Genomic DNA, 25407 nt, shown 5'->3' with positions numbered 1-25407 from the left:
CGGACACCGGCCGTACGCCGTCCGGGTGGGGGCTCAGTCGCCCACCCGGCTGCGTCCCACCGCGTCGTCCACCCCGCCCGCGGGCGCCGGGACCGCGGCCGCCGCGCCGGAGGCGTCGCCGTCCCCGTCCGTGTTGACGCGCTCGATGATCGCCAGCCGCTCCGGGGTGTCCTCCGGCTTCAGGTAGCCGACCAGGACGTACAGGACCAGCGAGACCGCCAGCGGGACGGAGACCTGGTACTCCAGCGGCACCCCGCCGTCCACGCTCCAGTTGATCGGGTAGTTGACCAGCCAGAACGCGACCAGGCCCAGACCCCAGCTGGTGAGCGCCGCCGTCGGGCCCGAGCGGCGGAAGGGCCGCAGCAGGCCGAGCATCATCGGGATCGCGATCGGGCCCATCAGCCCGGCCACCCACTTGATCACGACGGTGATGATGTCCTTGAACGTCGGCGAGTCGACCTGCGTGGCCACCGCCATCGACAGACCGAGGAAGATCACCGTCGTCAGCCGGGCCGCCAGCAGCCCGGACCGCTGCCCCCAGCCCCGCGCCCGCTTGGACAGCACCGGCGCCACGTCACGGGTGAACACGGCGGCGATGGCGTTCGCGTCCGAGGAGCACATGGCCATGGTGTGCGAGAAGAAGCCGACGATGACCAGTCCGAGCAGCCCGTGCGGCAGCAGCTGCTCGGTCATCAGGGCGTAGGAGTCGGAACCGTCCGCCTTCTGCGACTCCACCAGCAGCGGCGACATCCACATCGGGAAGAACAGCACCAGCGGCCAGACCAGCCACAGCACCGCCGACAGCCGCGCCGACCGCTCGGCCTCCCGGGCGTTGCGCGTGGCCATGTAGCGCTGGGCCTGGTTGAGCATGCCGCCGTTGTACTCGAACAGCTTGATGAACAGGAAGGCCAGCAGGAACACCGTGCCGTACGGGCCGACCAGCGGTTTGGCGTGGCCGTCCAGGGCGGGCTCGTCCCAGACGCCGAAGAAGCCGCCGTGGTCGCCGAGCTTCATGACGACGGCCACGAACATCGCGATGCCGGCCAGCAGCTGGATGATGAACTGGCCCAGCTCCGTCAGCGCGTCCGCCCACAGGCCGCCGATCGTGCAGTAGATGCCCGTGATGACGCCGGTGATCAGGATGCCCTGGTTGAGCGTGATGCCGGTGAAGACCGACAGCAGCGTGGCGATGGCCGCCCACTTCGCGGCCACGTCCACGATCTTCAGCAGCATCCCGGACCAGGCCAGCGCCTGCTGGGTGGGCAGGTTGTACCGGTTCTTGAGGTACTCGAGCGGCGAGGCCACGTGCAGCCGTGAGCGCAGCCGGTTGATGCGCGGCGCGAACAGCTTGGAGCCGATGGCGATGCCGAGCGCGATGGGGAACGACCACGTCACGAAGGACGTGACGCCGTAGGTGTAGGCGATGCCGGCGTAGCCGGTGAACATCACCGCGCTGTAGCCGGACATGTGGTGCGAGATGCCGGACAGCCACCAGGGCATCTTGCCGCCGGCCGTGAAGAAGTCGCTCACGTCGTCCACGCGTTTGTGCGACCAGACACCGATCGCCACCATGACGGCGAAGTAGCCGATGAGCACGGACCAGTCGAGACCGTTCATGTGCCCCCTTCCGGGGTCCGCCTTGTGAACTCCGCTCAGCTGGTTGGCACTTCGCACGAGCGGGGTAGGGGCGTGGCAGGCCGCGAAGTGCCCGCTCATCGTGGGTGCGACGACGCGGGCACGACAAGGAAGCGGAAGGTCAAGAGGAAGTAAAAAGGTTCGGCTTACTGACCTGCGTTCATCTACGTGAACAACAGCGGAGGCGGCCCGCGACGGCCGCCCGGTCCGCTACTTCAGCTCGTCCGGGCACGGAGTGCCCCGCTTCAGCCCGTACGGCGAGGCCAGCCGGTACGTGCCCGCCTCGGGGGCGAGGAGCGTCGTCCACACGTCGCCGTCGGCGGTCTCCTCGGTCTCCGTCAGACACCCGTTGACGTTCTCGTACGTCTTCGGGGTGCCCTCCGGGGCGTCCTTGGACGCCTCCGTCTCCTGGGGCGGCTGGAGCTTGTTGCCCTCGGCGTCGACGAGGCTCAGCCACGGCGAGTACGGCATCCGGATCAGGATGCGGCCGGGCCGCCGTACGTCGATCACCCACTCGTCCTGCTCGGCCCGCTGCACGACCGCGTCGGGCTCCGCCAGCGGCGTCGGGTCGGTCACCTGGAACAGCTGCCAGTTGGCGTCGCCCCAGATCTGCTTCAGATACGGCAGGCCGCGCTGGAGCAGCTCCCGCTCGCGCTTGCCGCCGTCGCCGTCCGGTTCGTCCTTGGGCAGCACCACGTAGTGCACCGCCCAGCGCTTCAGCCACTCGTGGTAGTTCGCCGAGTTGAGCGTGTCGTCGTAGAAGAGCGGGTTGCGCTCCATGTCCGCCTGGCGGGTCCAGCCGCGGGCCAGGTTCACGTACGGCGCGAGCGCCGAGGCCTCCCGGTGGGAGCGCGCCGGGACGGCCTCCACCCGGCCCTGCTCCGCGCCGACCTCCTGCAACTCGTTGACGAGCGGCGCCAGCTCGCGCGCCCAGGAGGCGGCGGGCGTGGTGTGCACGATGTCGTCGGCCGACTTGAAGCCGATCCAGCCCACGAAGCCGACGATCGAGACCACCAGCGCGTACCACTTGCGCGACTTGCGCACCGTGAACGGCAGCGCCGCCACCAGCGCCACCCCGGCGAAGAGCATCGGCAGGCGCGTGATGTTGGAGCCGATCTGCGAGCTGATCAGCCAGACCAGCAGCACGGACAGGCCGTAGACCGCCGACGTGATCCGCACCGTCTTCCAGCTGCTCGGCACCAGCCAGTAGATCAGGCCCGCGTACAGGATCGGCAGCACCGCCGAGCCGAACCCCATCGGCTGCGTGCCGGAGAAGGGGAACAGCACCGCCGACAGCGCGACGACCACGCTCGGTGCCACGCCCAGCGCCCAGGCCCCCGGGCGGCGCTTCTGAAGGAACAGGGCGACCGCCACCAGGCCCACGAACAGGCCCGAGACCGGCGAGGCCATGGTGGACAGCGCGGCCAGCGGCGCCGCGCACAGCCCCTTGGCCCAGCGCTCGTGCCGCCAGCGGTACGGCCAGCAGAACACGGCGGCGACCGCGCCCAGACCGAACATCATGCCGAGCGCGAACGTCACCCGCCCCGACGCCGCGTTGCCCAGCAGCGCGAACAGGCCCGCCAGCGACGCCCACAGCGGATTGCGGACCACCCGGCTGCGGATCAGGATCATCGTCAGCAGCCCGGCCGACACCGTCCCCGCGATCATCATCGTGGTGCGCACGCCGAGCACCGACATCAGGTACGGCGAGATCACGCTGTACGACACCGGGTGCATGCCGCCGTACCAGGCGAGGTTGTACGCCGAGTCCGGGTGCCGGCCGACGAACTCGGCCCACGCGTCCTGCGCCGCCAGGTCGCCGCCACTGTTCGCGAACGTGAAGAACCACGCTATGTGGAGCACCCCGGCCAGCGCGGTCACGGACAGCACCGGATGACGCAGCATGCGCTCGCGCAGGGCGAGGAAGGCGGCGTTCACCGCCGAGGGCGCCTTCGGCTCGGCAGGCCGCCGCGGCCCGGCGGGACGGGGCTCACCGTCGTCCCTGCGGGGCGCGGGTACGCGTGGTCGCGGGCCGGCTCCCGAACCCGGATCGGCGTCGTCGGCGCGTGTCGGCTCCGCAGTGGCCACCTGAAGGCACTCCCCGTGTCCCGTCTTCTCCTTTGGGCCGTGTCCCGTTCCCGCGACCGGCGACTGCCCCGTTCGGCGACGCTAGCACGCGCCCCCGCACCGTTGCCTCCCGCCTTTTCGCGGCCCCGCGGGAGCCCGCTCCACCGCCGGGGACGCGAAGGCCCCCGCGGCCGGGAGACCGCGGGGGCACGGGCGTCGCCGCGGCCCGGACGGGCCGCCGGTCAGCCCACGCGGGTCAGCTTGTCCGACAGACCGGGCTCGACGAGGTCGTCCCGCAGGGCCACCGGCACCTTGACCGCGCCGCTGGTGCCGCCGTCGCCGACCGTGAGGGTGCCGACCTTGGTGCCGGCCTTCGCCGTGTGCGGCACCTCGTCCGCCTTGAACGTCAGCTTCACGGTCAGTCCGGCCCAGCCCACGGCCTTGACGTCCTGCGCGGCGACGACCGGCGTACGGCCGCCGAGACCGTCGTCGACGTACCCCACGACGGTGCCCTTCTTCAGGATCGTCGACGACTTCAGGGTGTCCTGCGCGGCCCGGATCAGCTTGTCGCTGGAGTCCAGCGCGGCACCGAGGATGGTGTTGTCCGCGCCGCCCGCCGGCTGGCGCACCACGGCACCGACGATGGTCCGGGTCTCGCCGCCGACCTCCTTCTTCGCCGCGAAGACGAGGTTGCCGAGGGCGGAGGTGGTGGTGCCGGTCTTGATGCCGACGACGTCGTTGTGGCCGACCAGGTGGTTCCAGTTGGAGTGGTTGACCCCCTTGTAGTCGTCGTACGACATCATCGCGGCGACCTCGCGGAACGCGGGCTCCTTCATCGCCTCCTTGGCCAGCTTCACCTGGTCCACGGCCGTGCTCACCGTCGTGTTGTTCAGGCCCGACGGGTCGGTGTACGTGGAGTTGGTCATGCCGAGGTCCTTCGCGGCGGCGTTCATCTTCTCCACGAACGCCTTCTCGGACCCCGCGTCCCAGCGGGCGAGCAGCCGCGCCACGTTGTTCGCGGACGCGATCAGAATGGCCTTGAGGGCCTCGCGCTGGGAGATCGCGTCGCCCTCGTAGACGTGGACGGTCGACTCGTCACCCGCCTCCGACTGCTGCTCCGCCGCCCCGTCGATCTTGATCTTCGGGCCCTCGGCGCCGCTCTTGAGCGGGTGGTCGCGCAGGATGACGTACGCGGTCATGACCTTGGCCACGCTCGCGATCGGCACCGGCTTCTGGTCGCCGGACGAGCCGAAGCTGCCGATGCCCTGCACGTCGAGCGCGGCCTGCCCGCTGGACGGCCAGGGGATCTCCGGCTTGCCGCCGTCGAACGTGAAGCTGTCCTGCGCCGTGAGGTCGAGGGTGGGCGCGGGCAGCGGGCGCATCGACTGCACGACGCCGAAGACGATCAGCAGCAGGATGACCAGCGGCGTCCAGATCTTGACCCGGCGCACCGTCGTGCGCAGCGGCGTCTCCGGCGGCGGCGGGGTGTTCGTCAGCTCCGCCAGCAGGTCCAGCGGCGGCTTGGGCGGCAACGGCTGCTGGGTGGTCCGGTCCGGCCCGACGTGCGGCACGGCCGAGGTGGCCCCGGTACGGGACGCCTTGGGGGCGTCGGCGGAGGGCGCCTGACCCGGCGGGGGCTTGCGGGTCGCCGGCTCGTCCGGGTTCCGCAGCGCCACGAACTTGCTGGTCCGCTCGGCGTCGTCGCCCGGCCCGGCCTTCTTGGCCCCGGCGGCGGCACCACCCAGCTTCAGCATGGTCGTCGGCTGGTCCACGGCGGGCCGCGGCGCCTTGAACACGGCGGTCGGCTGATCAACCGGCACCGCACCGTCACCGTCCCCGTCGGTGTCGCCGTCGCTGTCGTCCCGCCCGGCCCCGGCCCCGGCCTCGGGGTCCGCCTCCGCGAGCGGCTTCGGGTCCGGGCCTGTGCCCGAGTCGGTGTCTGTGCCCGAGTCGGACACGGGGTCCGAGTCGGACGCTTCCTCCGTGCCGGCGCCCTTGCCCGTGCCTGCGTCCGTGCCGGCGCCCTTGCCCGTGCCTGCGTCCGTGCCGGCGCCCGCGTCCGCGTCGGAGCCCGGAGCCGAGCCGGAACCGGAAGCCGTGCCCGTGCCGGAGGCCGTGCCCGGGGCCGCGTCTGTGTCGGGAGCCGCGCCGGAGGCGGTGGCCGTGTCGCCGTCGGAGTCGGCGGTGCCGTCGGCGGCCTCGGGCTGCTCGTCGGCCTGTGGGGCGTCCTTGGCACCCTCGGCGGTCTGCTCGGCGCCGGGCTCGTCGTCGTCCTGGGACGGCTCCTCCGGGGCCCGCCCGTCCTCGAGCCGTGCGTTGGCGGCGGCGCGCTCGTCCGCGGTGGCCACCCAGGCCGCGACGGCGTCCCGCAGCCGGCCGTCGTTGCCGGGAGCGGGCCTCACACCGTCGCCCTCGGCCTCCTCGGCCGTCTCCGGAGCGCCGGACGGGTCCGACGACGTATCGGCCGCCTCGGCCGACCCTGCGCCGTCGTCACCGCCGGAGGCCCCCGCCTCCGCCTCGCGGACCGACAGCACCCGGGTCGCGGTCTCCACGCCACCGGACCCCGCGGAGCGCTTCGCGTCCTCCCGTGCCACCGGCAGCCGCGGATCACTCCGCTCGCTCGCCTCGGTCCTGGCTTCGGGAACCGGACCCGCGCTCCCCGACGTCGGTTCTTCCGACGACTCGCGCTGCTTCGACCTGTCGGGGAACTCGCCCGCCACCGATGCCTCCTCCATGCGCCGCACGTCCTGTGCGCGCTACCGAACCCGTACCGAAACCATTTACCAGTGTCCTGTGTACGGCTGGAACCCACGCGGTAGACGAGAACGACATACCTACTGGTTCCACTACGAAGCGGTCACGCACCCTCGACAGACCAATGTGAGAGGGGTCACCCTGTCTGTCATCCACGCGGGGAGGCATGGATGGGCAGGAGCCGCAGAACACTTCCGGAGGAGCTTCTGCTGCTGGCGTTGGACCCGACCACGGGTACCACCGCACAGCCGCAGTCGCTCGACCTCGGTCTGGCCGGAGCACAGCTGGTGGAGCTGGCGCTGGCCGGACGGATAGCCCCAGACGGGGATCGTATCGCCGTGGTGGCCCCACGGCCGACAGGAGATCCAACACTGGACTGCGCGTTGGAGTTGCTGCGAAGGCGTGGCGCTCCCGTACGGGCGGTCAACTGGATTGGCGGGCCCCGCCTGGGGCTGCGTCAGACCTACCTCTCGCATCTGGAGCGATGCGGCATGGTGCATGCCGTGGAGGGCCAGATGTGCGGGGTGCTGCCGACGACTCGCTACCAGGCGACGGACACGGCGATCAGCAGGGAGATCAAGGCCCGGCTGGACTCGGCGATCCGCACCGGCGTCCCGCCGGACCCGCGGACCGCGGCGCTCGCCGCGCTGGCCCACGCGGTCGGACTCGGCAAGCACCTCTATCCGGGCAACGAAGGACGCTCGTCGCGGTCCCGACTGCGGGACCTCATCAGGCACGACCCCATGGGCGGTCTGGTGGCGCACGCGGTGATGGACGTCCAGAACGGCGCTGCGGCACAGCCACGCCGCAGTCCGGCCCCGGCCGGCCGCCAGGCCCCGGGACCGGCGGGCAAGCACGCCCCGGAACCCGCACGCGGTGTTCCGGCGCAACCGCGCCACGGATCCATGGCGCGAGCGGTGGCCCACTAGCCCGAAGACCACACCGCACCGCAGCTCACCGCACCACGGCACGACCGCACCACACCAGCAGCACCACCGCAACAGCACCGCCGCACCGCCAGTCCCCAAGCCCGGTCACGGGAGCCGCAGGTCCGCGCGGGGCGGCGGAACCGACCGCGAGTCCGGCCCACCCGGACCGCGGAAAGGTTCCGCCGCCCCGCGCGGCCGCATGCGAGGGTGGCGTTCCGAACTGGCGTGTACGCGGCGCATATCGACCGTTTCCCAGCGGTAGAAAGCACCTTGGTGGCAGTCTGCTCAGCAGCAGATACACAAAGTGGCAAGTATGAGTCACGCAGCCGGAGGTGCACGTCCCGTGGCGTCGAGTGTCAATCCCACCGTAAGGCGGCGTCGGCTGGGCCAGGAGCTGCGCCGGCTCCGTGAGCTCAAGGGCATGACGGCCGAGGAGGTCGCCGAGCGGCTGCTGGTCTCGCAGTCGAAGATCAGCCGCCTGGAGAACGGCCGGCGCAGCATCAGCCAGCGGGACGTCCGCGACCTGTGCGGGGTGTACGAGGTCGAGGACCAGCGGATCGTCGACTCGCTGATGCAGATGGCGAAGGACTCGCGCCAGCAGGGCTGGTGGCACGCCTTCGGGGACATCCCGTACAGCGTCTACATCGGCCTGGAGACCGACGCGGAGTCGCTGCGGACCTACGAACCCCAGATCATCACCGGCCTGTTGCAGACCCGGCCCTACGCCGAGGCCCTCATCCAGGGCGCGTTGCCCGAGACGTCCGTCGCCGACGTGGAGAAACGCGTGCAGGTCCGCATACGGCGGCAGGAGCGCATCTCCGCCGACCACAACCCGCTGCGGCTGTGGGTGGTCCTCGACGAGGCGTGCCTGCACCGGGTGGTGGGCAGCAGGCAGGTGATGCGGGAGCAGCTGGAGCACGTCGCCGAGATGTCGCAGCGCCCGCACATCACCGTGCAGGTGCTGCCCTTCGACGTCGGGGCGCACCCCGGCATCAACGGCCAGTACTCCATCCTGGAGTTCGCCGACACGGCCGACTCCAGCGTGGTGTACATCGAGGGCGTGACCAGCGACCTGTACCTGGAGAAGGCGCCGGACGTGCAGAAGTACACAGTGATGTACGAGCACCTGCGGGCCCAGGCCCTGAACGTGGAGCAGTCGCGGCAGCGCATCGAGGACGTGGCGAAGGAATACGCGCGCCTGAGCCGTTGAAGCCCGAGAGACCGGGCGAACGCGGATGGTACACCCCTGCCACGATGTACTGGAAGACTCGCCTGGAATATGCCATCCGGTCGAGTGAATGCCTGCTCCGTACCGGAGGGCCAGCGAGTAGCGTCGATCACGCCAAAGATCAAACGTCATTGGCGTAAACCACACCCGCGACTCGCCATCGGAGCAGACATGGCAATTCTTCAGGGCGCCCAGGAATCGTGGACCAAGTCCTCCTACTCCGGAGGGAACGGCGCGTGCGTCGAGGTCCGGTCACCGGTCGTGGCGGCGCTCGCCGTCCGCGACTCCAAGGTGACCGGCGGCCCGGTCCTCGCGTTCCCCGCCGACGCGTGGACCGCCTTCGTGACGTCGGTCAAGGAGTAGCACCGCCACGCACCACCCGCCGGCACCACCCGCCGGTACCGCCGACGGAGCCCTCTCGACCAGTTCGCCGACCTTGCCGAGAGGGCGCCCGCCGGCCGGCTCAGCTCACCGGGAACGCCACGTCGCACACCGGGTCCTCGGGACCCGCGGCCTCCCAGTCGGCGAAGTACACCTCACGGCACGGCCCCGCCACCGTCAGTCCCCGCGCGGCGATCCACTCCTCCACCGCCCCGAAGGCGGCCAGGATCTGCGGGTACGCCACCTGCGCCTTGGTGATCCGGGTGTAGGCCAGCCGCCCGGCCGGCTCCACCCGCACCCGCGTCTGCCAGGCCCGCCCCCGCTCCTCGCTCCAGGCCCGCGCAGCCGCCTCGTCGGCGACCGGCACGCAGGACTCGGCCGGGCCGTCGCTCTCCATCGACACGTCCGAGTGGTAGACGACGTACGGCGCCGCCGTCACACCCCCGCAGCCCCGGGCCGCCTCCTCCAGGCGGCCCAGCGAGGCGCCGATCCACGCGGGCAGCTCACTCGCCAGCGTGTGCCGCATCTCGCTGATCACCACCTGCGCGGGCACGTCCACCGTCTCGACCACGAACGCTCCGTACACCTCGGAGTCCCTTCCCGACAGCCGTCCACGGAGGTACGCGACGAGCGTGCGCTGCCCGGCCACCCGGGCCTGCACGTCCGCCCAGTAGCCGTCGAGCAGACCGGCCGCCCGGTCGCCGTCCGCGCCGACCACCTCGGCGATCCGCGCGAGCGGCATGTCCAGCCGGCGCAGCAGGGCCACGAGCCGGGCGCGTTCGGCCTGCCCGGCGCGGTAGTAGCGGTAGCCGGTGGCCTCGTCCACGTGGGCGGGCGCCAGCAGGCCCAGCCGGTCGTACAGCCGCAGGGCCTTGGCCGACAGCCGGGCGCGGGTGGCGAACGCGCCGATGGTCAGCAACTCGTCGTCGCCCACCTCGCCCACGCCGCCGCCCACGTAGTCGTCCACGCCGTCATCCTCCGTCGCCGGGCGGCCGTTCCGCCCGGCGACGCAGACGCTCGGCCTTCCCCCAGGGGCAAGGTCAACCGGCGAGGCGCTCCTCGACGGCCGCCACGACCTCGGCCGCCTCCGGCTCGGTCTGCGGCGAGAAGCGGGCGGCGACCTTGCCGTCCCGTCCGATGAGGAACTTCTCGAAGTTCCAGCGGATGTCGCCGCTGTGGCCCTCGGCGTCCGCGAAGCCGGTCAGCCGGTCGTACAGCGGGTGCCGGCCCGCCCCGTTGACCTCGACCTTCTCGGTCATCGGGAAGGTGACCCCGTACGTCGCCGAGCAGAACTCGGCGATCTCGTCGGCGCTGCCAGGCTCCTGGCCCATGAACTGGTTGCAGGGCACGCCCAGCACGGTGAACCCCTGCTCGGCGTACCGCTCGTGCAGCCGCTCCAGGCCGGAGTACTGCGGGGTCAGCCCGCACTTGGAGGCCACGTTGACCACCAGCACGACCCGGCCGGCGTACTGGGAGAGGTCCGCGTCCCCGCCCTGGAGGGCGCCGATCCCGACATCGAGGGGAAGGCTGTCGTCGTTCCGCGTGTTCGGTGAGGTCGTCATGCACCGGATGCTAGTCCGGCCCCCGGTCGCTTCCGGACCCCGCCTCGACGAGCACCTCCCCGGCCGGTGTCCGCGAGTACAGCACCGAGCGGCCCGCGCGCCGCCGCTCCACCAGACCCGCGTCGCGCAGCACCCGCAGATGCCGTCCGACCGAACCGAGGCCCTGCCCGGTCACACCGACCAGCTGGCTGGTGCTCATCGGGGTGCCGAGCAGCGCCAGCACGCCCGCCCGGGCCGGGCCGAGCAACGCGCCGAGGGCGGCGGGCACGCGCCGGGCACCGTCGTCGGCGAGGGCGCCCGCGCACGGGTAGACCACCGCGTACCGCTCGGGCTCCTCCCACGCCACCCAGCCGTGCCGCTGCGGGGTGATCGGGACGAGGAGCAGCTCCGCCCCGGACAGCTCGCGCGGCGGGTACGGGTTCAGGTTGATCTGGAGCCGGTTGTCGCCCAGCCAGCGGGTGCCGGGCCGCAGGGCGTCCAGCACCGTCGCCCAGCCGCCCCGGCTCACCTGCGCGGTCCGCGCGACGACGTCCGCCTCCAGGACCCGGCGGCGCCGGTCCCAGTCCGGCCGTACCGCCTCGTCCCAGACCTGCTCGAGGAGCGCGGCGGCCCGCTCCGGCAGGTCGTCGCGGTCCAGGGCGGCCGGCAGCGTGCCCCCGACGGAGACGGTCAGGCCGGCGCGTGCCTCGTCGGGGCGGGCCGCCCGGATCCGCGCCACGCCCTCCTCGAAGCTGAGGCCCTCGACCGGGGCGGGGGTGAGGAAGTCGGCGTTCCATCCCCGGCCGAGACCCGCGTCGACGAGCAGCGCGGTCACCGGGTCGGCCGCCATCCGGCGCAGATGGGCGGGCCGGTGGGTGTCGAGCCACGCCCGTTCGCCGGGATGTCCGGCCACGCCGGCGCGCAGCAGCTTCAGGCAGGCGAGGGTCTCGTCGAGCGGCGACACCACGAAACGGCTGCGGGCGAGCGTGTCGGCGTTGACCTCCCACCAGCCCATGCGGTCCCCTCTCCCGCCACCTTTCGCGTCCGAGCGAAACATTAACGGCCGGTCCGACGTCCACTCCACACTCCCCGCATGCCAGAAACGAGCCGCAGAAGCTACGCGGACCTCTTCCGCACCCCGGAGTTCAGCCCTCTATTCCTCTCCTCCGCCGCCAACGTCGCCGCCCAGACGGTGAGCGGCCTCGCGCTCGGCACCCTGGTCTTCCGGGCGACGAACTCGCCGCTGCTCTCCGCGGTCAGCATGTTCGGCCCGGCGCTCGCCCAGGTGCTGGGCGCCACCTTCTTCCTCTCCGCCGCCGACCGGCTGCCGCCGCGCGCGACGCTGGCGGGGCTCTCGCTGGCCTTCACCGTCACCACCGCGGCGCTCGCGCTGCCCGGCCTGCCGGTGTGGGCGATGCTCGCCATCGTCCTCGTGAAGGGCCTGATCGCCTCCGTCGGCGGCGGGGTCCGCTGGGGGCTGCTGACCGAGATCCTGTCCAAGGACGGGTATCTGGCGGGGCGTTCACTCTTCAACATGATGCACGGTCTCCTGCAGATCGTCGGGTACGCGGTCGGCGGCGTCCTGGTGGCTGTGCTGTCACCACGCCTGTGCCTGCTGCTCGCGGCCGGTCTGTACGCCACGGCCGCCGGCCTCGCCCTCCGGCTGAGCCGCCGCCCGCCGCGTACCGCCGGCCGCCCCTCGGTACGGGCCACCTGGCACACCAACTCCCTGCTGTGGTCCGCCCGCCCGCGCCGCCACCTCTACCTGGCCCTGTGGATTCCCAACGGCCTCGTCGTCGGCTGCGAGTCCCTGTACGTCTCCTACGACCCCCGGGACGCGGGCACGCTGTTCGCCTGTGCCGCGCTGGGCATGCTGGCCGGGGACCTGACGGTCGGCCGGCTGCTCCCGGCCCGGCTGCGCCCGCGCCTCGGCGTTCCCCTCCTGGCGCTGCTGGCCACGCCGTACCTCGTCCTCTTCCTGCGCCCGCCGCTGCCGCTGACGGCCGTCCTGGTCGCCGTGGCCTCCGTGGGCTTCGGCGCGACTCTGGTGCAGCAGGAGCGCCTGATCGCCGTGACCCCCGACGAACTCTCCGGGCACGCCCTCGGACTGCACTCCTCCGGGATGCTCACCATGCAGGGCGTCGCCGCGACCCTGGCCGGCACGGTGGCCCAGTTCACCTCACCGGCGACGGCCATGTCGGTGATGGCGCTCGCCTCGCTCGCGGTGACGCTCACGCTGACGCTGGCGAGCCGCCGGGACGCACCCGACGGCGGGCTGCTGCCGACGCGGGCGGCGGCACGGTCGGCTTGAGGTGCCGGACCGTGCGGCGTGCCGGTCCGGCGATCGCGGCCCGGCCCCGATCGGGTCAATGGGCCCGGGTCCTCAGTGCCTGGCCTTCAGGGGCGCTCCTTCGCCGCGACGGCCTCCATCTCGGCCGGGGTGCCCGACATGATCGCCGGTCAGGACGGGACCTCGATTCGGGCCAGGGAGCCGGTTTCCAGGGCGCACCACAGGGCGCCGTCGTGCGCGGCGATGCCGTGCGGTTCGCTGTCGGCACGGGAGAGCGGGTACGAGCCGATGCGGCCGTCGACGGTGATCCGGCCGACCCGGCCGCTACCCCACTCGGTGAACCACAGCGCCCCGTCGGGCCCCGCCGTCACCGCGTGCGGCTTGGCCCCGGGGTCGGGGAGCGGGTACTCGGTGATGTCCCCGGCCACGGTGATCCGGCCGATCCGCCCGGCCCCGATCTCGGTGAACCACAGGGCGCCGTCGGGCCCCGCGGCGATACCCACCGGCGCGGCGCCCTGCGTCGGCAGCGGGTACGCGGTGCCGTGGCCGTCGGTGGTCAGCCGCCCGACGGCGTTGCCCTGGTTGAGGGTGCACCACAGGGCGCCGTCCGGTCCGGTGGTGAGGGCGGAGGGGAAGGAACCGGGCGCCGCGTACTCGGTGACGTCGCCGTCCACCGTGACGCGGCCGATGCGGTCGGCCGAGGAGAGCGTGAACCACATGGCTCCGTCCGGCCCGGCCGTGATCCCGAACGGTCCGCCCTCGGGCGTGAGGGGCGCGAAGGAGGAGTAGGCGCCGTCCGGGGTGATCCGGCCGATGCGGTGCGTCCGGTACTCGGTGAACCACAGGGCGCCGTCGGGTCCCGACGCGATCACGGTCGGCCCGTCACCGACCGGATGGACGGTGACCCGCCCGTCGTCCGGGTCCCTGCGGGCGACGGCACCCCGGTGGACGAGCGTGAACCACAGGGCGCCGTCCGGACCCTCGGTGAGCGCGTAGGGACCGGCGTCCGCGTCGCTCACGGTGAACTCGCGTACGGAGTCGGCGTCGTAGCTCTCGGTGAATGCGTTCATCGAGAGTGAGTTTATGTATGCCAGGTCCCCCTTGCGCGGGAATAGTTCGTCAGCGTCTTCCTGGCGACGCGGGCAGCGTCGGCGATCTCGGCGATCGTCGGCCGTGGCGGCCCAGGCCCCGGACGCGGCCTTCGCCGGCCGGGCCTTCGACCTGCTGACCCCGGCCCTCGCAGAGTACGGACGCCGCGCTTAGGGCTGTCGTACGGGGGCCAGTGCGGGCCCGGCCCCGGCGTGCGGACCCGCGGCCACCGGCAGTACCCGGACCGTCTGGAGTCGGTCACCGGTGCCGGGAGTTGAGGCGGGCGGCCTGGCGCGTGAGGTGGTCGCGTTCCGCGAGGTCGGGCGCCTTGTGGGCCGCCTCGGCGTACAGCCGTGCCGCCGTTTCCAGGTCGCCGTCGCGCTCGTGCAGGTACGCGGCCACCGCGGTGTACCGGGGCAGCGTGTCGTCGAGTGCGGCGAGCGCCGCCAGCCCGGCGCGCGGTCCGTCGGCCTCCCCGACGGCGACCGCGCGGTTGAGCCGGACGACGGGGTTGTCGGTGAGGCGCGCGAGCTCGTCGTACCACTCCACGATCTGCACCCAGTCGGTCTCCCCGGCGGTGGGCGCGTCGGCGTGCAGGGCGGCGATGGCGGCCTGGGCCTGGAACTCGCCCAGCCGGTCCCGGGCGAGCGCCGCCTGGAGAATCCGTACGCCCTCGGCGATGGACGCGGTGTCCCACCGGCCGCGGTCCTGCTCGGCGAGCGGCACCAAACTGCCGTCGGGCGCGGTCCGGGCGGCCCGCCGCGCATGGTGGAGCAGCATCAGCGCCAGCAGCCCCGCCACCTCCGGGTGGTCGACCGCCGCCGCGAGCTGCCGGGTGAGCCGGATGGCCTCGGCGGCGAGGTCGACGTCACCGGAGTACCCCTCGTTGAAGACGAGGTAGAGCACGCGCAGCACGGTGGCGACATCGCCGGGCCGGTCGAACCGGACCCCGGAGACGGTGCGCTTGGCCCGGCTGATCCGCTGCGCCATGGTCGCCTCGGGCACCAGGTAGGCGCGGGCGATCTGCCGGGTGGTCAGCCCGCCGACGGCACGCAGGGTGAGCGCGACGGCCGAGGACGGCGTCAGCGAGGGATGCGCGCACAGGAAGTAGAGCTGGAGCGTGTCGTCCACGCCGGGCGCCGGACCGGGGGCCGGCTCCTCCTCGACGCGGTCCTCGCGCCGTCGGCGGGCGGTGTCGGCGCGGGTGGCGTCGAGGAACCGCCGCCAGGCCACGGTGACCAGCCACCCCTTGGGGTCCCGCGGCGGGTCGTCCGGCCAGGCGCGGACCGCCTCGACCAGCGCGTCCTGGACCGCGTCCTCGGCCGCCGCGAAATCGGCTCCGCGGCGGACGAGGACGGTCAGCACGCTGGGCGTGAGGCTCCTGATCAGGGCCTCGTCCATCGGTGGATCACTCCGTGACGGTCGAGTGCGCGCCCATGAACGGACGCAGCTCCAGCCACTCGTGGATCGGCTTCCCGCCCGCGCCCGGGGCGGCGGACAGCTCCCCGGCCAGCTCGACGGCGCGCTCGTAGCTGTCGACGTCGATCACCATCCAGCCGGCGATGAGGTCCTTGGTCTCGGCGAACGGCCCGTCGGTGACCGGCGGCCTGCCCTCGCCGTCGTACCGGACCCACGCCCCCTCGGGGGCGAGCGCCTGCCCCTCGACGAACTCGCCCGTCTTCTCCAGCCGGTCCGCGAAGTCCCGCATGTACTGCACGTGGGCGGAGATCTCCTCCGGCGTCCACTGGGCCATCGGCGCGCAGTTGACCGACTCCGGGGCGCCTCGGTAGTGCTTGAGCAGCAGGTACTTGGCCATGATGCGTCTCCTAGGTGCTGATGCGGCCCATTGTGGCCTCGTTCACCCCTGGGACGGAGCGGGACGCGCGTTCTCGACACGGCGGGACGGCTGGCCGGAATTTTTTTAGGAGACCTCCCTCAGCACCCCCTCCACGCCGTGCAGGAAGGTCTCGGACACCAGCTCCGGATCGAAGAGGCACCCGGCGGCCATCGCACCGTCCCGGAGCATGACGAGGTGCCGCCCGGCGGCATCGGCGGTCACGTCGCTGTCGCTGTCGCTGTCGCCGTCGCTCTCGCCGACCCGCGCCAGCAGCTCCGTGACGGTGTCCAGGAACCACTGCCGGTGAGCCAGTACCGCCCGGTGCACCGGATGGGCGGGGTCCGGGTACTCGGCCACGGCGTTGAGGAAGGCACAGCCGCGGAAACCGGGAGACCGGATCCCCTCGACGATGGACCGGGCGACGGCCCGGACCTGCCCGGCGGCCGAGGGAGTACTGCCCATGGCCGCGGCCACCTGCCCCCGGATCCCCTGGTCGGCCTGGTCGAGGTAGGCGAGGACGAGGTCTTCCTTGCCCGAGAAGTGCCGGTACAGCGTGGCCCGGGTGACCTGCGCCTCGGCGGTGATCCGGTCGATGCCGACGGAGTGGATCCCCTCGGCGTAGAAGATCTTCGTGGCCGTGCCGAGCAGGCGGGCTCGCGCTGCGGAGGTGGGGCGGGCTTCTGTGCTCGGACTCATGCGACCACCGTACCAAGGGGGAGAGGGAGAACGTTCGGTCTTGACAGGGAGGACGGGAAGGCCCTTGACTGCACGAAGAGACCGAACGTTCTACCTCATCGCACGCCGTACAGCTGTACGACGTGTCTCGTCACGCGTGCGTCTCATCAGGTCCCTCTCGCACGCCGCACCGAAAGGCCGTCCCGTGGACACCGTTGTCGCCGCACCACCCGCCAGCGTTCCCGCCACCCTCCGGAAGCTGTACTTCCTCCGCTTCGCGTTCGCCGCCGTATGGGCCGCCCTGCTCTTCGCCACCGCCGACGAACTGGGCCCGCTGAGCACGACACTGCTGCTGGTCTACCCGCTGTTCGACGTGGCGGCCGCGGTCGTCGACGTCCGGTCGGCGAAGGCGAACGGCGGCCCGGTCACGCCCCTGTACGCGAACATCGCGATCAGCTCCCTGACGGTCCTCGCCCTCGCCCTCGCCGCGACCTCGGGCATCCCGGCCGTCCTGCGCGTCTGGGGCGCGTGGGCCGTCACCGCGGGCATCGTCCAGCTCGTCGCGGGCGCCGTCCGCCGCCACCTGGGCGGGCAGTGGCCGATGATCGTCAGCGGCGCCATCTCGACGCTGGCCGGCATCTCGTTCGTCACGCAGGCCGGCGCCGACGACCCGTCGCTGGGCAGGCTCGCGGGCTACGCCTTCCTCGGCGGCGTCTTCTTCCTGGTCTCCGCCCTCCGCTTGAGCCGCGGGTCACGTCGCCCGGCCTGAGCGGGCGGACGGAGACGGAACGGAAGGAAACGGGGTTGTCCGGCACGCGGCCGGACCGGGAAGATCGTCGCTCGTGCGCATCGACGAACTCAACGCCCACGAACGCCGGTTGTGGGACGCCTTCCCGCAAGGCCGCGGCCTGGACCTGTCCCGCGCCCTCGTGCCACCGGACCCGGCGTCTGCGGCGGACCCGGCGGCCCGGGTGGACCCGTCGGACCCGGTGATCCGGTCCGACGCCGTCGCCGCACTGCTGCTGGGCGCGCACGCCGAATCCACCCCCGGCGACCGCCCCGCACTGCGCCTGACCGGTGCGCACATCACGGGCCGCCTGGACCTCAGCTTCACCGACGTCGCGGCACCGGTCCTCCTGACGGACTGCCGCTTCGACGAAGCCCCGTTGCTCCAGGGCGCCCGGACCCGCCAGGTGGTCCTGAGGAACTGCACCTTGCCCGGACTGGTCGCCGACACGGCCCAGATCGACGGCCGCCTGGTCGTCTCCCACTGCCACTTGACGGGCCCCCTGGTCCTCAACCGCGCGCAGATCAACGGAGACCTGAACCTGTGCGACACGGCGATCGACTTCCCCGGGGCCGAGGCCATATCGGCCAGCCACGCCCAGGTGGCCGGCGACGCGCTGTGCACGAACCTGGCCGTCGAGGGGACGTTCCGAGTCACCGGCGCTTTCATAGACGGCGAGTTCGACCTGGAGGGCGCCGCACTCCGGGCCCCCGGCGCGCACGCCATGGACGCCTACCACGTCCGTATCGCCGAGGACTTCACCTGCCACCCCGGCTTCAGCGCCGAGGGCCGGGTCATCCTCTCCGGGGCCACCGTCGCGGCGGCCATCGGCTTCTGCGGGGCCCGGCTGAGCAACCCGGGCGACATCGCCCTGGAGGCGGTGGACGTCACGGTGGAACGCAACTTCGACCTGGGCCTCGGGCTGAGCGTCGACGGCGCGGTGAAACTCGACGGCACGCGCGTCGGCACGGAGTTGAGCTTCCGCGACGCCGACCTGACCCACAAGGGCGGCACCGCCCTCTCCCTACGGGCGACCCAGGCCCGCGAAACGGACCTCCGCACCCGCCGGCCCATCGACGGAGTGGTGGACGCACGCAACGCCCGACTGGGCACGCTGTACGACGCCCAGGACACCTGGCCCGCCGACCTCCGCCTGGCCGACGCGACGTACGAGACCCTCGCACTCCCGCTCCCCGCCACGGAACGCGTCCGCTGGATCCGGCGCACGACCGGTGACTACCTCCCCCAGCCGTACGAGCAACTGGCGGCGACCTACCGGCGTCTCGGCCACGAGGACGAAGCCCGCACGGTCCTCCTGGCCAAGCAGCGCCACCGCCGCGCCACCCTCCCCCCGCACACCCGCCTGTGGGGCCACGTCCAGGACGCCGCCGTGGGCTACGGCTACCGCCCCCTCCGCGCCGGCCTGTGGCTCCTCGCCCTCCTGGCCTGCGGAGCCCTGTACTTCACCCTCCACACCCCCGCCCCCCTGGACCCCGGCAAGGCCCCGCCCTTCAACGCCGTCTTCTACACCCTCGACCTCCTCGTCCCGATCATCACCTTCGGCCAGGACAACGCCTTCGCCCCACACGACACCGGCCAGTGGCTGTCCTACGCCCTGATCACCTCCGGCTGGATCCTGGCCACGACGGTCACCGCAGGCATCTCCCGCGCGGTGACCCGGCAGTGACCTAGCACCCGTTCGGTTACCTTCATTTCATGGCGCTGAACGAGATCACCCGAGCCGCCATCCTGCAGTCCGTCGCGGAGTACGACCGACTCGGCCGGGACGCGTTCCTGCACCGGTACGGATTCGGCCCGTCGCGCACCTACCTGCTCAAGATCGACGGCAGGGAGTACGACTCGAAGGCCGTGGTCGGGGCGGCGCACGGCTATCTGCCCGGCCGCGACCCGCTGGGCCGCGACGAGTTCTCCGGCGGCAAGGACCACGCCGTCAAGCTGCTGCGAAACCTCGGCTTCGACGTCGTGGCCCGCACGGCGACCTGATTGAACCACCGCCCGACAGCACCCCGCGCGACGGTCAGGCCAGGGTCAGACCCAGGTATGACCCCGCAGTTCAGGCCTTGGTCCGACATCCCGCACGCACGGTGAAGCCATCGTCGTCAGCATGACGAACCCGACCACATCCATGCCTCCCGGGTCACGACGTCCGGCGGGCGGCTGTGTGGCTTGCTTCCGGATCCTCGTCGACCGCACGCCCGGCATGACGGCCGTGGGCGAGGCGGCGAACGGAGCGGAGGCCGCCGAACTCGCCCGCCGCGAACGCCCGGATGTCGTGCTGCCGGACGTAGGAGGGACGTCCCTCATGCGCGCCCCGGGGCTCAGGGTCCTGCCGCCGCCAAGATGTGCCGGTTGCTACCGGGTAGATGCCGGGACTCACCTGTGACGACACCTTGATCGGTTAGGCGATTCTTAGGAGACGACGCACGGTAGTGAGGCTGTAACAGAGGTGTAGCGAGGGTGTGGCCAGACCGCGCGCCGAGGGCAAGAGAAAGGTCCCGGATGGCTGCTGACCTGCGGCTTCCGGGGCCTTCATCCTGCTCAACTGCTGTGCCCCCGGCAGGATTCGAACCTGCGACACCCGCTTTAGGAGTGGGATCGAATCCCTGCCGAGGACTGCCTGGCGCTGCCGTAGGGTGCTGTTTTCCCTGGTCAGAACCGCGCGGCAAGCTGTTTGATCCGGTTCACGCCGGCCCTGTAGCGGGCCGTCCGCTCTCGCATCGCTCACGCGTCGCCGACTGCTGATCAGCGCGTGGGTCAGAGCTGGCCGAGGTCGATCTCCACCGGGAAGGGGGCCGCGACCTTGAGGACGCCGGTGAAGACGTCTCCGTCCCGGTAGGTCTTCGTCGCGGGGTGGAGAACGTAGGTGTACACGAGGGGAACGCCTGTCGCGGCCTGCTCGATCCGCCAGTAGAAGCCGATGCCTGCCTTGGCGTACTGGTCGACCTTCACGATCCGGTCGGTGGTCTCCGAGCCCGGTGACACCACCTCCGCGACGAGCAGCACGTGCTCAGGGCGGGTCGGGGTGACGTCGATGGTGTCTGCGCGGTATGCGACGACGTCCGGGCGGCGGTTGGTGAGCGGGACGTCCTGAAGCCGGACGTCGAAGTCCGTGTCGGCGTTCCACTCCGGGCTCATGGCGGTATCCAGGGCGTTCGCCAGAATGCGGGCCAGCCGGCTGTGCCGCTTGGAGGCACTGGGACGCACGACGACCATTCCGTCCACGACCTCGATGCCGGGGCACTGCTCCTCGGACGAGGACTCGTACGCGTCCGCCGTGATCTGCTCATGCATCCACGCCGGGGCCACCGTCTCGGCCGTCACGAAGCACCGCCCGGACATCGTGCCGCGGGCCCGGTCCCGCTGGATTCAGCGTGCTGTCTGCCGTCCTTCCGGAACGCTGATTTCGCTCACGCTCCCTCCCGTCGGCCGACGTCCGACCAGCAAGCCCACGACAAGGGGGAGACCGGCGCGGTGGACTCGTCGCCAGAGGATCGGAACACGGCCGGCGGCACCACTGACCTGGCGGCCACCGTGGTGAGCGCTGAACCACCCGGCGACATGACCGTCGCGAGACCCTCGGCCGCAGAGCAGCATGGGTTCGGCGATGCTGTCTCTGGAGGAAGCGGGTCAGGAAGCCGAACCGTCGAGGTCGAGGCGGATCACGGCGAGCGCCTCGGCGATCTCGACGGTCATCTCGTCCTCCGGGCCGAACACCATGCACATGTCCTGGTGGAGCGGTTCGAGGACGTGTCGCGCCTCGGCGGTTCGGCCCTGGGCGAGCAGCAGCATCCCGATGTTGTGCCGTAGCTCGACGGCTTCCTCGCTCACGTCGCTGTCGACGGCCCGCACGACGTTCAGCACACCCTGGAGCGCGGCCAGCGCGTCGGTGACCTGGCCGAGTTCGGCGCGGCACCGGGCCGCCTGGGCGCGGCAGGCGCGGGCCTGCTCGCCCGTGGGTCCGGCGATGCGGGCGTAGGCGTCGGCGAGGGCCTCGAACTCGGGCAGGGCGGCCCGGTAGTCGCCGCCGAGGAGACGGATCGCCGCCCGCTGGCGGCGCAGAGCCAGAACCTGCTTGCTCTCGGAGCCGAGGGCGAGGGCGGCGGGTTCGATGACCTCGCCGAGCACCTCGGCGGCCTGCGTGAACCGCTCCTCCTCCAGCAGGGCGTCGGAGTGGGCGTACGCCTCCTTGATGTCCTCGCGCAGCCGGGCGGGGACGGGTACCGGCTGGACCCCCGGGAGGACGGCCGTCGGCGCCGGACCACCGGGCGCCGGGGCCTGGGCACGGGCGCGGGGTGCGAAGGGGCGACGGAACACGCCCGTGGGGTCGGGCGCACCGGCCGGCCCCGTATCGGCCGTGCCGGGCTCCTTGCCCGGCGGTGGGAGGAACGGCAGCAGCCGCGCGTACACCTCCTGCGTGTCGGCGGGCCGTGCCTCGGGCGCCTTGCGCAGCAGGTGCAGGACCAGCTCCTCCAGCGCCTCCGGGACGTCGGACCGCAGCTGCCGCAGCGGGGTGGGGGCGGCGTTGACGTGCTGGTACATCAGCAGGTACTCGCTCTCCGCCTCGAACACGAGCCGCCCGCTGAGGAGTTCGTGCAGTACGCAGCCGACTGCGTACAGGTCCGTCTGCGGGGTGATGCGTCCGCCGCGGACCTGCTCGGGCGACATGTACTGGTGAGTGCCGATGGGGCTGCCGGTGGCGGTCAGCTTGGTGACGTCCGTCCGCAGCATCGCCGCGATACCGAAGTCGAGGACCTTCACGGTGCCGTCGCGGGCGACGAGGATGTTGCCCGGCTTGAGGTCTCGGTGGATCACCGGCACGTCGTGCGCGTACGACAGCACGGTCGCGACCTGCGCGGCGACAGCGGCCGCCCAGCTGACCGGCAGCGGCCGGCCGGGGTCGAGGTAGGCGGACAGCGGCACGCCGTCGACGAGCTCCATCACCAGGAACAGCCGCTCGTACGACGCGTCGAGCACTGCGTCGTACACCTGCGGCACACCGGGGTGCTGGATACGCGCCGTGATGCGGGCCTCGCGACGGAAGCGCTTGGCGAACTCCTCGGCCAGCTCCGGGGAGGTGACCGACGCCTGCCGGATGAGCTTCACGGCGACGGGCCGGTCGAGCACGGCGTCGTAGCCGCGCCACACGTCGCCCATGCCGCCGTGGCTCAGCTCCTCCAGGAGTTCGTAACGGTCGGAGATCGCCTCCTGCGGCACCTTGCCCCCGGTGTGCGTGATGAACAGTCACGGTCAGGGGTCAAGTGTGACCGCTGCGTCAGGATGCCGTCCAGCGGTCGCGGTGCGACAGCGCTCGGGCGCGGTGGTGAACGACGGGCAGGAGGGCGCGCCGCCCGGTCGGCATCCCGCCGACCGGGCCGTCTGAGCCGTTCCTTCACCACCGCCGTTGGGCCAAGTCGCGCGGGCGGCTGGGCCCTCACGTCATGCACGGTCAGCCGAGACAGCAAAACGCCCCCGCTCCGAAGAGCCGGGGGACACCTGCTGGGGTCAGATCCAGGTGACCTGGAGGACGTAGCCGCACTCAAACCGGGGGATGATCAGGAAGACGAACATGCCTCCGGGGACATCCACGGTTTCGCTCTTCGGCCCCATGCCTTCGGACCTCGTGCCGTCGAGGTGGAGAGCTTCAGCGGCGCGGATCAGCTCGTCGGCTTTCTTCTCGACCTCGGCGATGAAGGCCGGCGGAGCTCCGCCGGCCACGTACTCCTCGCCAGGGTCGTACTCCCATCTCCAGGTCACTCGGCCACCGCCTTGTACGCGGCGCGGATGATGTCGCCGGAGATCCGTACGTAGCGGCGGCTTTCTTCAAGAGTCTCGGCTGCGTTGGCCATGTACTCGGCACGGCGCAACTCACGCGCCGCCTCGGGAAACCGCTCGATTTCGATGTTGGCCGCCCACGCGATCATGAAGAGCTGGAGGGGCTTGATGCTGCTCTGCTCGATGGCGGCGGCGACGGCCTTGCGCTGATCGGCGTCCATTTCGGGCAGCCGCTCCGGCGCGATGGCGGCAAGGGCAGCCCGGAGGGCCTCGGGGGTTCGCGCGGGGCGTGGGATCAGCTCTGTGCCGTGGTCGGGCTGTGTGCTCACGATGTCCTCCAAGAGATGCCCCGGCCAGCATATCCAGCCGGGGCACACGCATCAGATGTCGTCGTCCAGCCCCTCCTCGCGGCGGATCATCCGCCAGCTTGCCGTAGGGGACGATCTGCGCGAGGAAGCCGTACTTCCTGACGTAGTCGTTGCGGTCGGCGCGGAAGCCCGCCGCCGCCTCCTGGTCGTCTTCGTCCTCGCTTTCGAGCAGCGCGGTGGAGCGGGCGACGGCGGGGGAGAGCAGAAGGCGCCACCGGCCCCGCGGCCGAACTGCCGCTACGCCGTCACTCCCTGTCGACCGCCATGATGCCGACGCATTCTTCGAGCGCGGCGTGCAACGGCGTGATGAAGGCGGCAAGTTCGGCGTCCGACGCCTTCCCCACCTCCAGCACTGCGCCGACGACCGTCACCAGGACTGCGGCGGCCTTCAGGGCCTGCACGTCGGCCAGCTCCTCAAGACGGCCGCCGGGGCGCGTGACCGCCAGGGCCTCCTTGCCGGTGGCCGGGTCGCGGCCGAGGCTGCGCAGACGCGGAGTACTCGTGCTCATGCGGCGACCTCCCAAGGAACCGGAACGTAGTCCTGCCCCAGCGACGCCAGGACCGCCGCCCGGCGCCGCTCGCGCTGAAGACGGCGCCGGTCAAGTTCGTCCCGCTCGCGTTCCCATTCGACGACGTACGGCCGGACCAGGGGCATGCCGTCGGCGGTGATGACGTCCGCCGGGTGCGGACTCGTGATCACGGGCGGGGGTTCCGGAGCGGTCGGACAGGAGGTGTGGGGCAGTGGTGGCGGCGCTGCGGCGCGATGGGCACCCCGGGCGGGCAGGAACAGGGCCAAAATCGCGGCCAGTAGGCTGCGCATAGGTCGACTCCTTGTCAGTCGGCTCAGCCCCGGCGTGGAAGCTCTGACCCTTCCTGCCGGGGCGTTTCTTTGGGTCATTGTATCGCCTTGTATCGATTCGTAGCGAGACGTATCTCGAAGAGCGTGCATCAGTCGGCTTGCCTAGCGTCAAGTCCATGAACCCTGATGCTGAGATCGACCATGGCGCCCCGCTGACCCCGTACCGGCAACTGGCCGAGATCCTGCGTGGGCAGATTCAGCGCGGTGACTGGCAGCCTGGGCGGATGCTGCCGAGTGAGGCTCAGCTCGTGCAGCGTTACGGGATCGCGCGTACGACCGTGCGGCGGGGGCTCGGCCTGCTGGCCGAAGAAGGCTGGGTGTACGCCGTACCCCAGCGGGGTTGGTTCGTCGCCGAGCCCTTGCCGCCCTCGCCCGAAACTCCCGCCCCCTCCGCATAGCCAAGCCCGGTCGGGCCTGATGCGGCGCCGCTACTTCACATCCTTGGCCAGGACGGCGACGGCAACCCTGCCCACCACCCTCGTCAGGACGTAGTTGGTCGAGCTGCTGAACGCGACGCCCACGCCGGCCGGAATCGCCTTGGCCATCGCCTTCTGGGTGAAGGTGATGGACACCCTCTTGAACAACTGCTTGATCGTGACCAGGGCGGGCCCTGCGAGGTACTGGTAGACCAGCTTCTGGGCGATCTTCTGCACCGCCGCCTTGCCGCCCTTCGACGCCATCTGTTCCACCGAGCCCGCCAGGGCGAGGGTGAAGGCGAGGTGCTTCTTGTCCTCGGTGCTCAGCTCGGTCTCGAACACCTCGACCAGGCACATGCACATGTCGACCTGGAGCTTGAGCGCCAAGGCGACGTCGGTGGCGCCACCGCCCAGGATCGCGACCGCGGTCCCGACCCCCGGGACCACGCCAGGGGCGGCGGTGACGGCTCCAGCGGCTGCCGACATCTTGGAGTACCGGCCTATGATCTTGGCCGCGATCCGCCGCTTGTCCTCCAGGCTCTCGGGCTTCCGCTCGTTCTTGTCCTCGAAGGTCGCACGGTAACCGTCCACGACCTTGGCGGCCGCTGCCGGTGTCATGACCATCGTCTCGACGGCCTTCTGGAGCCGAGATCCTTCGGTCTCGTCCACTGCGTTGCTCATTTTCCCCTCCCCATTTGTTGCACCTCGTGGCGAGGGCAACCCGTACTTCCGGCAGTGCTGGTGACGCTCTCGAAGAA

General features: G+C 71.6%; 25 protein-coding genes. 8 read left to right on the top strand and 17 right to left on the bottom strand.

All coding sequences use genetic code 11. The features are described 5' to 3' along the window. Positions 1–33: 33 nt before the first annotated feature. The 3 genes from ACIRGB_RS15445 to ACIRGB_RS15435 all read right to left on the bottom strand — a co-directional run bounded on the left by ACIRGB_RS15445 (position 34) and on the right by ACIRGB_RS15435 (position 6437). Positions 34–1617 (bottom strand): sodium:solute symporter family protein, encoded by a 1584-nt coding sequence (locus ACIRGB_RS15445; protein WP_403864043.1) that lies wholly within the window; start codon positions 1615–1617, stop codon positions 34–36. 228 nt (positions 1618–1845) lie between these two features. After that, a complete protein-coding gene (locus tag ACIRGB_RS15440; RefSeq protein ID WP_403864040.1) occupies positions 1846–3723 on the bottom strand; it encodes an MFS transporter in 1878 nt (625 codons plus the stop codon). 221 nt (positions 3724–3944) lie between these two features. Beyond that, positions 3945–6437, bottom strand: a complete 2493-nt coding sequence (locus tag ACIRGB_RS15435; RefSeq protein WP_403864037.1) for a D-alanyl-D-alanine carboxypeptidase — start codon at positions 6435–6437, stop codon at positions 3945–3947. Between the two features lie 189 nt (positions 6438–6626). Here ACIRGB_RS15435 and ACIRGB_RS15430 point away from each other — a divergent pair, with 189 nt between their 5' ends. From ACIRGB_RS15430 to ACIRGB_RS15420, 3 genes are all read left to right on the top strand, one after another. Further along, on the top strand, positions 6627–7385 hold the full coding sequence (locus ACIRGB_RS15430) for a GPP34 family phosphoprotein (protein WP_403864034.1): 759 nt from the start codon (positions 6627–6629) through the stop codon (positions 7383–7385). A gap of 343 nt (positions 7386–7728) precedes the next feature. Beyond that, a complete protein-coding gene (locus ACIRGB_RS15425) occupies positions 7729–8595 on the top strand; it encodes a helix-turn-helix domain-containing protein (protein ID WP_403864031.1) in 867 nt (288 codons plus the stop codon). A 189-nt stretch (positions 8596–8784) separates the two neighbouring features. Beyond that, positions 8785–8976, top strand: a complete 192-nt coding sequence (locus ACIRGB_RS15420; RefSeq protein ID WP_059301326.1) for a DUF397 domain-containing protein — start codon at positions 8785–8787, stop codon at positions 8974–8976. 100 nt (positions 8977–9076) lie between these two features. Here the strand turns inward: ACIRGB_RS15420 and ACIRGB_RS15415 are convergent, their stop codons facing one another. The 3 genes from ACIRGB_RS15415 to ACIRGB_RS15405 form a co-directional block, all read right to left on the bottom strand. Continuing rightward, positions 9077–9961, bottom strand: a complete 885-nt coding sequence (locus tag ACIRGB_RS15415) for a MerR family transcriptional regulator (RefSeq protein ID WP_403864028.1) — start codon at positions 9959–9961, stop codon at positions 9077–9079. A gap of 73 nt (positions 9962–10034) precedes the next feature. After that, positions 10035–10556 (bottom strand): glutathione peroxidase, encoded by a 522-nt coding sequence (locus ACIRGB_RS15410; protein ID WP_403864025.1) that lies wholly within the window; start codon positions 10554–10556, stop codon positions 10035–10037. 10 nt (positions 10557–10566) lie between these two features. Continuing rightward, the gene (locus ACIRGB_RS15405; RefSeq protein WP_403864022.1) at positions 10567–11550 is read right to left on the bottom strand and encodes an ArsR/SmtB family transcription factor; all 984 of its coding nucleotides are present in this window, start codon (positions 11548–11550) and stop codon (positions 10567–10569) included. 78 nt (positions 11551–11628) lie between these two features. Between ACIRGB_RS15405 and ACIRGB_RS15400 the strand changes: the two genes are divergently transcribed. Next, positions 11629–12846 (top strand): MFS transporter, encoded by a 1218-nt coding sequence (locus ACIRGB_RS15400; protein WP_403864019.1) that lies wholly within the window; start codon positions 11629–11631, stop codon positions 12844–12846. Positions 12847–12995: 149 nt separating this feature from the next. On the opposite strand, the gene ACIRGB_RS15395 is transcribed toward ACIRGB_RS15400, so the two are convergent. The 4 genes from ACIRGB_RS15395 to ACIRGB_RS15380 all read right to left on the bottom strand — a co-directional run bounded on the left by ACIRGB_RS15395 (position 12996) and on the right by ACIRGB_RS15380 (position 16447). Beyond that, a complete protein-coding gene (locus tag ACIRGB_RS15395; RefSeq protein WP_403864016.1) occupies positions 12996–13895 on the bottom strand; it encodes a virginiamycin B lyase in 900 nt (299 codons plus the stop codon). Positions 13896–14172: 277 nt separating this feature from the next. Next, the gene (locus tag ACIRGB_RS15390) at positions 14173–15315 is read right to left on the bottom strand and encodes an RNA polymerase sigma factor (RefSeq protein ID WP_403864013.1); all 1143 of its coding nucleotides are present in this window, start codon (positions 15313–15315) and stop codon (positions 14173–14175) included. 7 nt (positions 15316–15322) lie between these two features. Continuing rightward, entirely contained in the window at positions 15323–15730 is a 408-nt protein-coding gene (locus ACIRGB_RS15385) for a YciI family protein (RefSeq protein ID WP_403864010.1), read from the bottom strand. Positions 15731–15835: 105 nt separating this feature from the next. Beyond that, positions 15836–16447, bottom strand: a complete 612-nt coding sequence (locus ACIRGB_RS15380) for a TetR/AcrR family transcriptional regulator (RefSeq protein ID WP_403864008.1) — start codon at positions 16445–16447, stop codon at positions 15836–15838. A gap of 184 nt (positions 16448–16631) precedes the next feature. Between ACIRGB_RS15380 and ACIRGB_RS15375 the strand changes: the two genes are divergently transcribed. The 3 genes from ACIRGB_RS15375 (at position 16632) to ACIRGB_RS15365 (ending at position 19217) form a co-directional block, all read left to right on the top strand. Next, positions 16632–17195: a hypothetical protein gene (locus tag ACIRGB_RS15375; protein WP_403864005.1), complete on the top strand. Its 564-nt coding sequence runs from the start codon at positions 16632–16634 to the stop codon at positions 17193–17195. Positions 17196–17268: 73 nt separating this feature from the next. Continuing rightward, entirely contained in the window at positions 17269–18900 is a 1632-nt protein-coding gene (locus tag ACIRGB_RS15370; RefSeq protein WP_403864002.1) for an oxidoreductase, read from the top strand. Positions 18901–18929: 29 nt separating this feature from the next. Then, positions 18930–19217, top strand: coding sequence for a hypothetical protein (locus tag ACIRGB_RS15365; protein WP_403863999.1), 288 nt, complete (start codon positions 18930–18932; stop codon positions 19215–19217). Positions 19218–19988: 771 nt separating this feature from the next. On the opposite strand, the gene ACIRGB_RS15360 is transcribed toward ACIRGB_RS15365, so the two are convergent. The 6 genes from ACIRGB_RS15360 to ACIRGB_RS15335 all read right to left on the bottom strand — a co-directional run bounded on the left by ACIRGB_RS15360 (position 19989) and on the right by ACIRGB_RS15335 (position 24194). Continuing rightward, positions 19989–20555 (bottom strand): Uma2 family endonuclease, encoded by a 567-nt coding sequence (locus ACIRGB_RS15360; protein WP_403863996.1) that lies wholly within the window; start codon positions 20553–20555, stop codon positions 19989–19991. A gap of 306 nt (positions 20556–20861) precedes the next feature. Beyond that, positions 20862–22448 (bottom strand): protein kinase, encoded by a 1587-nt coding sequence (locus tag ACIRGB_RS15355; protein WP_403863993.1) that lies wholly within the window; start codon positions 22446–22448, stop codon positions 20862–20864. Between the two features lie 288 nt (positions 22449–22736). After that, positions 22737–22949, bottom strand: a complete 213-nt coding sequence (locus tag ACIRGB_RS15350) for a hypothetical protein (protein WP_403863990.1) — start codon at positions 22947–22949, stop codon at positions 22737–22739. 35 nt (positions 22950–22984) lie between these two features. Then, complete coding sequence (locus tag ACIRGB_RS15345) at positions 22985–23335, bottom strand: hypothetical protein (protein ID WP_403863987.1); 351 nt, start codon at positions 23333–23335, stop codon at positions 22985–22987. Between the two features lie 284 nt (positions 23336–23619). After that, complete coding sequence (locus ACIRGB_RS15340) at positions 23620–23883, bottom strand: hypothetical protein (RefSeq protein ID WP_403863984.1); 264 nt, start codon at positions 23881–23883, stop codon at positions 23620–23622. Further along, complete coding sequence (locus ACIRGB_RS15335; RefSeq protein WP_403863981.1) at positions 23880–24194, bottom strand: hypothetical protein; 315 nt, start codon at positions 24192–24194, stop codon at positions 23880–23882. Before ACIRGB_RS15335 ends, ACIRGB_RS15340 begins: the two co-directional genes overlap by 4 nt. A gap of 155 nt (positions 24195–24349) precedes the next feature. Here ACIRGB_RS15335 and ACIRGB_RS15330 point away from each other — a divergent pair, with 155 nt between their 5' ends. Further along, a complete protein-coding gene (locus ACIRGB_RS15330) occupies positions 24350–24631 on the top strand; it encodes a GntR family transcriptional regulator (RefSeq protein WP_114527915.1) in 282 nt (93 codons plus the stop codon). Between the two features lie 30 nt (positions 24632–24661). Here the strand turns inward: ACIRGB_RS15330 and ACIRGB_RS15325 are convergent, their stop codons facing one another. After that, the gene (locus ACIRGB_RS15325; protein WP_403863977.1) at positions 24662–25330 is read right to left on the bottom strand and encodes an EcsC family protein; all 669 of its coding nucleotides are present in this window, start codon (positions 25328–25330) and stop codon (positions 24662–24664) included. Positions 25331–25407: the final 77 nt, after the last annotated feature.

The organism is Streptomyces sp. NPDC102490 (assembly GCF_044765285.1).
In the GTDB taxonomy this organism is placed as follows: Bacteria; Actinomycetota; Actinomycetes; order Streptomycetales; family Streptomycetaceae; genus Streptomyces.
This window is presented reverse-complemented; position numbering and strand designations above follow the sequence as displayed.

Bases quoted from the DNA above. Each gene is read 5' to 3' on its own strand.
- ACIRGB_RS15445 (WP_403864043.1), bottom strand. From the start codon at position 1,617: ATGAACGGTCTCGACTGGTCCGTGCTCATCGGCTACTTCGCCGTCATG.
- ACIRGB_RS15435 (WP_403864037.1), bottom strand. From the start codon at position 6,437: ATGGAGGAGGCATCGGTGGCGGGCGAGTTCCCCGACAGGTCGAAGCAG.
- ACIRGB_RS15430 (WP_403864034.1), top strand. From the start codon at position 6,627: ATGGGCAGGAGCCGCAGAACACTTCCGGAGGAGCTTCTGCTGCTGGCG.
- ACIRGB_RS15420 (WP_059301326.1), top strand. From the start codon at position 8,785: ATGGCAATTCTTCAGGGCGCCCAGGAATCGTGGACCAAGTCCTCCTAC.
- ACIRGB_RS15410 (WP_403864025.1), bottom strand. From the start codon at position 10,556: ATGACGACCTCACCGAACACGCGGAACGACGACAGCCTTCCCCTCGAT.
- ACIRGB_RS15405 (WP_403864022.1), bottom strand. From the start codon at position 11,550: ATGGGCTGGTGGGAGGTCAACGCCGACACGCTCGCCCGCAGCCGTTTC.
- ACIRGB_RS15400 (WP_403864019.1), top strand. From the start codon at position 11,629: ATGCCAGAAACGAGCCGCAGAAGCTACGCGGACCTCTTCCGCACCCCG.
- ACIRGB_RS15395 (WP_403864016.1), bottom strand. From the start codon at position 13,895: ATGAACGCATTCACCGAGAGCTACGACGCCGACTCCGTACGCGAGTTC.
- ACIRGB_RS15390 (WP_403864013.1), bottom strand. From the start codon at position 15,315: ATGGACGAGGCCCTGATCAGGAGCCTCACGCCCAGCGTGCTGACCGTC.
- ACIRGB_RS15385 (WP_403864010.1), bottom strand. From the start codon at position 15,730: ATGGCCAAGTACCTGCTGCTCAAGCACTACCGAGGCGCCCCGGAGTCG.
- ACIRGB_RS15380 (WP_403864008.1), bottom strand. From the start codon at position 16,447: ATGAGTCCGAGCACAGAAGCCCGCCCCACCTCCGCAGCGCGAGCCCGC.
- ACIRGB_RS15365 (WP_403863999.1), top strand. From the start codon at position 18,930: ATGGCGCTGAACGAGATCACCCGAGCCGCCATCCTGCAGTCCGTCGCG.
- ACIRGB_RS15340 (WP_403863984.1), bottom strand. From the start codon at position 23,883: ATGAGCACGAGTACTCCGCGTCTGCGCAGCCTCGGCCGCGACCCGGCC.
- ACIRGB_RS15335 (WP_403863981.1), bottom strand. From the start codon at position 24,194: ATGCGCAGCCTACTGGCCGCGATTTTGGCCCTGTTCCTGCCCGCCCGG.
- ACIRGB_RS15330 (WP_114527915.1), top strand. From the start codon at position 24,350: ATGAACCCTGATGCTGAGATCGACCATGGCGCCCCGCTGACCCCGTAC.
- ACIRGB_RS15325 (WP_403863977.1), bottom strand. From the start codon at position 25,330: ATGAGCAACGCAGTGGACGAGACCGAAGGATCTCGGCTCCAGAAGGCC.